This is a genomic window from Noviherbaspirillum sp., from assembly GCF_035944575.1.
Taxonomy (GTDB): domain Bacteria; phylum Pseudomonadota; class Gammaproteobacteria; order Burkholderiales; family Burkholderiaceae_D; genus Noviherbaspirillum.
Map to the genome: position 1 here is coordinate 1 of NZ_DASZBA010000224.1, position 8,070 is coordinate 8,070.

The 8,070-nt window shown below is 57.9% G+C and carries 7 protein-coding genes; 3 read left to right on the plus strand and 4 right to left on the minus strand.

Going from position 1 to position 8,070, the window contains the following annotated elements; genetic code table 11:
- Nucleotides 1-1,130, minus strand: a 1,130-nt coding sequence (gene lplT, locus VGU61_RS17815) for a lysophospholipid transporter LplT (RefSeq protein ID WP_326860571.1), incomplete at its 3' end; no start/stop codon positions are given.
- Nucleotides 1,131-1,301: 171 nt separating this feature from the next.
- Between lplT and alr the strand changes: the two genes are divergently transcribed.
- On the plus strand, nt 1,302-2,378 hold the full coding sequence (gene alr / locus VGU61_RS17820; protein ID WP_326860563.1) for an alanine racemase: 1,077 nt from the start codon (nt 1,302-1,304) through the stop codon (nt 2,376-2,378).
- Nucleotides 2,379-2,449: 71 nt separating this feature from the next.
- Nucleotides 2,450-3,820: a DNA repair protein RadA gene (gene radA, locus VGU61_RS17825; protein WP_326860564.1), complete on the plus strand. Its 1,371-nt coding sequence runs from the start codon at nt 2,450-2,452 to the stop codon at nt 3,818-3,820.
- An 11-nt stretch (nt 3,821-3,831) separates the two neighbouring features.
- On the opposite strand, the gene hpnE is transcribed toward radA, so the two are convergent.
- The 3 genes from hpnE to hpnC are packed head-to-tail and all read right to left on the minus strand — an operon-like array spanning nt 3,832 to nt 6,959.
- Entirely contained in the window at nt 3,832-5,217 is a 1,386-nt protein-coding gene (hpnE, locus tag VGU61_RS17830) for a hydroxysqualene dehydroxylase HpnE (protein ID WP_326860566.1), read from the minus strand.
- Between the two features lie 33 nt (nt 5,218-5,250).
- Nucleotides 5,251-6,084 carry a presqualene diphosphate synthase HpnD gene (gene hpnD, locus VGU61_RS17835; RefSeq protein WP_326860568.1) on the minus strand — a complete coding sequence of 278 codons (834 nt, stop codon included), beginning with the start codon at nt 6,082-6,084 and terminating at the stop codon, nt 5,251-5,253.
- Between the two features lie 32 nt (nt 6,085-6,116).
- Nucleotides 6,117-6,959, minus strand: a complete 843-nt coding sequence (gene hpnC, locus VGU61_RS17840) for a squalene synthase HpnC (RefSeq protein ID WP_326860569.1) — start codon at nt 6,957-6,959, stop codon at nt 6,117-6,119.
- 162 nt (nt 6,960-7,121) lie between these two features.
- On the opposite strand from hpnC, the gene VGU61_RS17845 reads away from it, so the two are divergent.
- The coding region (locus VGU61_RS17845; protein ID WP_326860570.1) for an efflux RND transporter periplasmic adaptor subunit at nt 7,122-8,070 on the plus strand (949 nt) is incomplete at its 3' end.

Sequence of the window (8,070 nt, forward strand, 5' to 3'; positions counted from 1 at the left end):
TCCAGCGTAATCATCAATGCATACAGCACGAGCATGGTGAGCACGGACAGATTTTCGTTAAAGTTCTGAACGGCGATGGAATGACCGGCACTGAGCAGTACGTGACCACGATGCTGCAGCAAGGCATTCATCGGCACCACGTAGAAACCCGCCAGCGCACCGATCAGAATCAGCAACGGGTAGGCGACCCACATCGAGTTCACCATCGTCATGATCATGACGATGATCCCCATTGCCACGCCCAGCGGCATCACACTCAGCGACTTTTTCAGGGGAATCAGGCGTGCTGCCGCAGCCGCGCCAACCGCAATCCCGACCGCCGTCACGCCTTGCAGGATGGCCGCTTTATCGAGCGGCAGTTTCAATGAACTCTCCGCCCATTTGAGTACGATGAACTGCAGCGTTGCGCCGGCTCCCCAGAACAAGGTGGTAACCGCCAGAGAAATTTGGCCAAGTCGGTCTTTCCACAAGGTGTTGAAGCAATTGGCGAAATCGGCGACGAGTTTGATCGGGTTGCGCTCCTGATGCGGATAGCGCGCGCCGGTATCCGGTATCTTGAGATTGAACAGTGCGGCAAGCAGGTAAGTCAGCGCAATCATGGAAAGCGCCGATTCCGCGGCGGTATCGATCCCTGTATCAATCAAGGGGAAGTCAAACGCAAGCAGTGAGGCAGAAATCTGCGCGTTCACCAGAGCGCCGCCCATCACCGTGCCGAGAATAATGGAGATGACGGTGAGACCTTCGATCCAGCCGTTCGCGGCGACGAGCTTCTCCGGCGGCAGCAATTCGGTAAGGATTCCATACTTGGCCGGCGAATAGGCAGCCGCGCCGAAACCGACCACTGCATACGCGATGAGCGGGTGCACGTCGAAAAACATCATTCCGCAACCGACGATCTTGATCAGATTCGTGATGAACATGACCCTGCCTTTCGGCAAGGCATCGGCAAATGCGCCGACAAATGCCGCCAGCAGCACGTAGGACAATACAAAAAACAGTTTCAGCAGCGGGGTCATCCACGCTGGTGACTTCATGACTGTTAATAGCGCGATCGCCGCTATAAGAAGTGCATTATCGGCAAGCGACGAAAAAAACTGCGCTGCCATAATGGTGTAGAAACCGCGATTCATCCGCATTTTACAATCTGTGTCTGGCTCTCTCCGGCTTGCTTTATACCATGAAACCTTGCGGCAACCGTGCATTTGATCAAGGCTGATCAGTAGCTCTCAAGTAAAATAATCGCCGCCAATTCCATAATCGATCTTCGTCCTTTCATTTTCCTACCAAAACACACGCTTTTTATGCCAAGACCACTCGTCGCCACCATCGATATCGCAGCGATGCGCCACAACCTGGAGGTCGCTCGGCTGCGTGCGCCGAGGTCCAAAATTTGGGCAGTCGTCAAGGCCAATGCCTATGGACATGGCCTGGATCGTGGTATGCGGGCGTTTTCCGCAGCGGATGGTCTGGGGTTGATTGAAGTGGATGGCGCGGTTCGTTTGCGCGACGCTGGTTGGCAAAAGCCGATCCTTCTGCTGGAAGGATTTTTCGAATCGGCGGACCTGTTGGTAGTCGACCAATACCAACTTCAGGTAGCGGTGCACTGCAATGAGCAGATCGAGATGATCGAAAGAGCGAATTTTCAATCTCCGCTTCACGTCCATCTGAAAATGAACAGCGGCATGAACCGCCTCGGATTCAAGCCGGATGTGTACCGGCAAGCCTATGAAAGATTGCGCGCCAATCGCCATGTGGGCAGCATCACGCTGATGACCCATTTCGCCAATGCCGATGACAGCCACAATCCAGGAATGTCGCTGGAGCAGCAAGTGCGGCGCTTCGTGGACGCTTCCGAGGAATTGGCGGGTGACCGCAGCCTTTCGAATTCCGCCGCTACCCTGATTCATTCGCAAGTGTCAGCGGATTGGATACGTCCCGGCATCATGCTGTACGGAGGAACACCCGGTGGCGGAACCGCCGAAGATTTCGGACTGCGCGCCGCCATGACACTTACCAGCGAGCTCATCGGCATACAGCGCATCGTGCCGGGCGATAGTGTCGGTTATGGCAGCCGCTTTGTCGCCGACCGCGAGATGACGATCGGCATCGTTGCATGCGGTTATGCGGACGGTTACCCGCGACATGCGCCCAATGGCACGCCGGTCATTGTCGAAGGCCACAGAACGGTTATTGTCGGACGTGTATCAATGGACATGATCAGTGTGGACATCACCTCGATACCCTCTGCACGGGTTGGCAGCAAGGTGACGCTGTGGGGCGGCGGTCTGCCAATCGATGAAGTGGCAAATGCCGCCGGGACGATTGGCTATGAGTTAATGTGTGCGCTGGCGCCGCGCGTCAGGGTTGAGGAACGATGATCCGGCCTCATCTATATTGCCTCTCAGCGCTCCTGTAGCACTCCTTCGCCTTCATCCAAGCGATTTCATCAATGGCAAAGCAAAAGACCAATTACACCTGTACCGAGTGCGGCGGCGTCACCAACAAATGGGCGGGGCAGTGCCCGTCCTGCCATCAGTGGAATACTCTGGTGGAGACGCTCGTCGAGTCGGGAGGCAACCGGTTCTCCACCCAGCACCAGGGGCTGGCCCAGACATCGCCGGTCCTGAGCCTGGCGGATATCGAGGCCATCGACGTGCCGCGCTTCGGCACCGGCATCGAGGAATTCGACCGCGTGCTTGGCGGCGGACTGGTGGCCGGCGGCGTCGTGCTGATCGGCGGCGATCCGGGGATCGGGAAGTCCACCTTGCTTCTGCAGGCGCTGGCCAATATGTCGCGCCTGAAGAAAGCGCTCTACATCAGCGGCGAGGAATCCGGTTCGCAGATCGCGCTTCGGGCCAAGCGGCTTGCGGTCGATGCAAAAGACCTCAAGTTGCAGGCTGAAATTCAGCTTGAGAAAATCCTCAATACCCTTGCGGACGAGAAGCCGCAGGTTGCCGTAATCGATTCCATTCAGACGATTTACTCGGATGCCCTCACGTCGGCACCCGGATCGGTCGCCCAGGTGAGGGAATGCGCCGCGCAGCTTACCCGGGTCGCCAAGCAATCCGGCATCACCATCATCATGGTCGGCCACGTGACCAAGGAAGGCGCGCTGGCCGGACCGCGCGTGCTGGAACACATCGTCGATACGGTGTTGTACTTCGAAGGCGATACCCATTCGAGCTTCCGACTGGTGCGCGCCTTCAAGAACCGTTTCGGCGCGGTCAATGAACTCGGCGTGTTCGCGATGACGGAAAAGGGCTTGAAAGGGGTGTCCAATCCATCGGCGCTATTCCTTTCGCAGCACGACAATCAGGTTCCCGGTTCCTGTGTCATGGTGACACAGGAGGGCACCCGGCCGCTGCTGGTCGAGATCCAGGCACTGGTAGATACCTCGCATGTGCCGAATGCCCGCCGTCTTTCCGTGGGACTGGAGCAGAACCGGTTGGCGATGCTGCTGGCGGTTCTACACCGGCATGCGGCGATTGCGGCTTTTGATCAAGATGTATTCATCAACGCCGTTGGCGGTGTGAAGATCACTGAGCCTGCAGCCGATTTGGCCGTGCTGCTGGCAATTCACTCGTCGATGCGCAACAAGCCTCTGCCGCGCGGCCTTGTAGTGTTCGGCGAAGTGGGGCTGGCAGGCGAGATCCGTCCGGCTCCTCGCGGACAGGAGCGTCTGCGGGAAGCGGCGAAACTCGGTTTTTCCATTGCGCTGATTCCCAAGGCAAATGCACCGAAGCAGAAAATTGAAGGACTTACGGTGATTGGCGTGGAGCGAATCGATGAAGCCTTGACCAAGGCGCGCGAACAGGATTGATACGGGGCCAATCAATCACTATGGGGGTCGACGACGGAACGGGCGGCTTGTACGCCGCTGCGGATCGCAGACTCCAAGGTTGCCGGATACTCCCCTTCGACGTAGTCTCCCGCAAGCGCCAAGCCTGGTAGGCCGGTCCGTATCGGCGGGCGTTGCAATGCCGGCATGCAGGAAAAAGTAGCCCGTTTTTCCGAAATGACTTTCGACCACGACGGTTTCGTCAAATCCGGGCGCTTCAACACGCGTGCCAGTTGTGCGGCGATGGCCGCGGTCAGGAATCCTTGTCCGTTTTCAATTGCATCCGCCGATGCACTGACCACAACGGACAGCAAGCCGGCCTGGCGCGGATCCAGATGCCCCCGGTCGAAGACGAACTGGCCCCATTCGTTGATATCGGAAGAATCAACCAGGGCGTAGAAAGGGGTCGGCAGTCGCACCGTCGTGTCATATTGCAAATAACAGGTCGTGATCGGTTCGTACTGCAGGCCGGCGAGCCGGCTGGTGTCGATGAGACCCGATAGCAGCGTCGCCGCCTTGTCGGGCTGTACCGCAATGATCACCCCATCAGCTTCGAAAGGCGGCTCCTCCGCGCCCGCATCAATTTTCCATGCCTTGTCTTGCTGGTCGATTTTCCTGACCGCCGTTCCCAACCTCACCTTGCCGCCGCGCCGGTCGATATATTGGGCCGCCCTGGATGGAAAGAGTGCGCTCAAATCGACGCGCGGAATCAGCATGTCGGATGCCGCGCGTCGTGCACCGAGACTGTCACGCAATACGGCAAGAAACACCTTTGCGGATGCTCTCTCGGGAGGCGTGTTCAGCGCCGCGATGCAGAGCGGCCGCCACATCAATTTGATGAGCCGGTCGGTCTGGTCAAATCGTTCCAACAGTTCCGCCACCGTGCAATCCTGATTCAGTTGCCATCCCATCCAGCGTGCTGTCGTCGAAAAGCGCGCGAGGGAAAGCTTGTCGTCCAAGGTCAGCCCTTCGGCAAGCAGGAGACCGCTGAGCAGGTGGAGTGGGGCGGGCAGGCGGTGGGTGATGAATCGCATGCCGCTCGTCGTGTCGGGATACCGCATTTGCAGGGGGAGCCGCAGCAGGGCGGCCGACGGATCGATGCCGACGGCATGCATCAGGCGCAGTGTTTCGCTGTACGCTCCAAGCAGGATGTGCTGGCCGTTATCGAGCGGCTTACCGTCAAATTCTACGCCACGCGCACGTCCACCCAGCGTGCGGGACGCTTCGAACAGCATGACTTCATGACCGCTGCCGGCCAATTCCACGGCGGCGGCACAGCCCGCCCAGCCGCCGCCGACAACGGCTATCCGGCGCGAAGACGAGGACGCGACCTTCGCCGGCTTCTTCCAGGAAGATGAATTGGCAGGAACGCGATTCATTTGCGGCGACGCAGCCGTATCGATCGTTGATGTTCAACCGCGGACATAGGTCTTCCAGGCCAACCAGAGCTTGCGGATCGGCGTGAGCGAAATCTTCCGCTCAAGCACATGAAACCCGTCCTGTTCGATTTCCTTGAGCAGCGCTCGGTAAATCGCCGCCATGATCAAGCCAGGACGTTGCGCCCGCCGGTCTTCGGTGGGCAGCATGGCGAATGCTTCGTCATATGCGGTCTGTGCCCGATCGTATTGAAAACGCATGAGCTGTTCAAATTTTTCGCTATGACGGGCATTGAGCAGGTCGGCGGCAGTGACGCCGAACTGCTGCAGTTCATTGACCGGCAGATAAATGCGGCCTTTGCGTGCATCCTCGCCGACGTCGCGAATGATATTGGTTAACTGGAAGGCGAGGCCGAGTTTCTCGGCATATTGAAGCGTCTCGGGACGCGTTGCGCCGAAGATGCTTGCGGAAAGAATGCCGACTACGCTTGCCACGTGCCAGCAATAACGCCTCAACCCAGGGAAGTCCAGATACCTGGTCTGGTCCAGATCCATTTCCATGCCGTCGACGATTGCAAGCAGATGCTTGCTGTCCAGTGAATAGATGGTCAGGTGGGGTTGCAATGCCTTGGTGACGGGGTGTGACGGGTTGCCGGCAAACATGGCGCCGATTTCCTGCCGCCACCAGGCAAGCTTGATTCGTGCAACGCCGGGATCGGTGGCTTCGTCAACGGTATCGTCGACTTCGCGGCAAAAGGCATATAGCGCAGTAATCGCACGCCGGCGTTCAACGGGGAGGAACAGGAAGCTGTAATAGAAGCTCGAGCCGCTCTGAACGGCTTTCTGCTGGCAATATTCGTCAGGGGACATGAATCGGCAGTGACAAAATAGAATCCGCTATGCTAGCCGACTTGTTGCATCGTCGACAAACTGATTTTCATGCGGCATGCGCGGATGCCCATGACCATCCAGTCCCGGGAGCGCAGTTTTGGACGTTGGCGGAACATGTCGTACTCGACTGCTTCCAGTCGGTCGAGAATCCGCAGGCCGCCCTGCACGATCAGCCGAAGCTCCCAGCCGATCCGGCCTGGCAGCCGCAGCGCCAGCGGTGCGCCGGAAAGCATAAGGGAGCGCGCACGCTCGACTTCGAATTTCATCAGTGAACGCCAGTTTGAATCGACCCGTCCTTCATCGATGTGACGTTCATCGACGGCATGGCGGGCCATGTCGTCCAGAGGCAGGTAGATTCGCTGCTTTTTCCAGTCGATTGCGACATCCTGCCAAAAGTTGATGAGCTGCAATGCTGTACATATCGCGTCGGAATCACGCACATTGTCCGGTGTTGCCGCACGGTACAAATGCAGCATCAGATGACCTACCGGGTTGGCTGACCGCCTGCAGTAATCCAGGAGACTGTCGAAGGTCTGGTAGCGCGTCTTGACGACATCCTGCTTGAACGCTGAAAGCAGATCCCGCATCGGTTGCACGGGCAGACGGTGATCGATGACTGTCTTCGTTAACAAGGCAAACATCGGTGACTGCGCCGGTTGTCGATTCTCAATCCTGTCGAGTGCCGCTTCGTATGCTGTCAATGAATGCAGCCGCTGTTCCCGCGGTGAGTCCCCTTCATCGGCTAGATCATCGGCGCTGCGGGCGAATGCATAGAGTGACTCGACCGCCGGCCGCAGCCGTGCCGGAAGCAGAAGCGAGGCAACAGGGAAATTCTCGTAATGATCTATTGGCATGATGATTTAATGACCAAAAAGTCATATACAAATGACTTTGGGCATGCATATAATTACTAACCCGCGAGTCATTAGCGCAGCCCGCCGGAAAAAACCGCCCGGTTGCAATCAGGTTTGAAAGGTGCCGACTCGCATCGCAGCCCGAATACTAAAGGAAAAAACATGGATGCCCGGCCAACTGCACAACAATTCATCCCCAGACCAACAAGCCTGAAGCTCGCGGCCACGCTTGGTATATCAACCATGTTTTTCCTCGCCGGCTGTTCCAAGCCGGTTGAAAAAGTCGAAGAAATCCGCCCGGTGCGGGCAGTCAAACTGGTTGCCTCCAATATCGACGTCAAAACGGAGCTGCCTGGGGAGGTGCGGGCCCGTGTCGAATCGCGGCTGGGCTTCCGGGTCGGCGGCAAGATCGTCGCCCGCAAGGTCGATGTCGGCACGGTGGTCAAGAAGGGGCAGGTGCTGATGCAGCTCGATCCGCAGGATTTGAAGCTTGCCCAGGCCCAGGCAAATGCCGCATTGAAGGCCGCCGAAAGCAACCGCGACCTGGCGAAAGCGGAATGGCAACGTTATCAGGAACTGCGCGAAAAAAACTTCGTCAGTCAGGCAATTCTTGACAGTAAAAAGACCGCGCTGGAGGCGGCCAATGCCAGCTACGACCAGGCCCAGGCGGCATACCGCAATCAATCCAATCAGGCAGGGTATGCAGTGCTTGTTGCGGATGTCGACGGGGTCGTCACAGGTATCGACGCCGAGGTCGGCCAGGTGGTCTCGGCAGGAAGTCCTGTCGTGAAAGTGGCGCAAAGCGGCGAAAAGGAAATCGTCATTGGCATCCCCGAAGACAAGGTCGACGCATTGCGCGAAGTCGGCGACGTAAAGGTGCGGGTCTGGGCCAAGCCGAATGGCCTCATGCCCGGCAAACTCCGGGAAGTGTCGCCCGTCGCCGACCCGGCAACGCGGACATATACCGCGAAGGTTTCGATCCCTGAAGCCGCGGATGATGTGAAACTGGGGATGACAGCTTATGTCAGTTTCGCCGCCAGATCGTCCGAGGCCATGATCAAAGTACCGATGACGGCATTGTTTCAGGAAAAATCGTCCTCTGCCGTCTGGG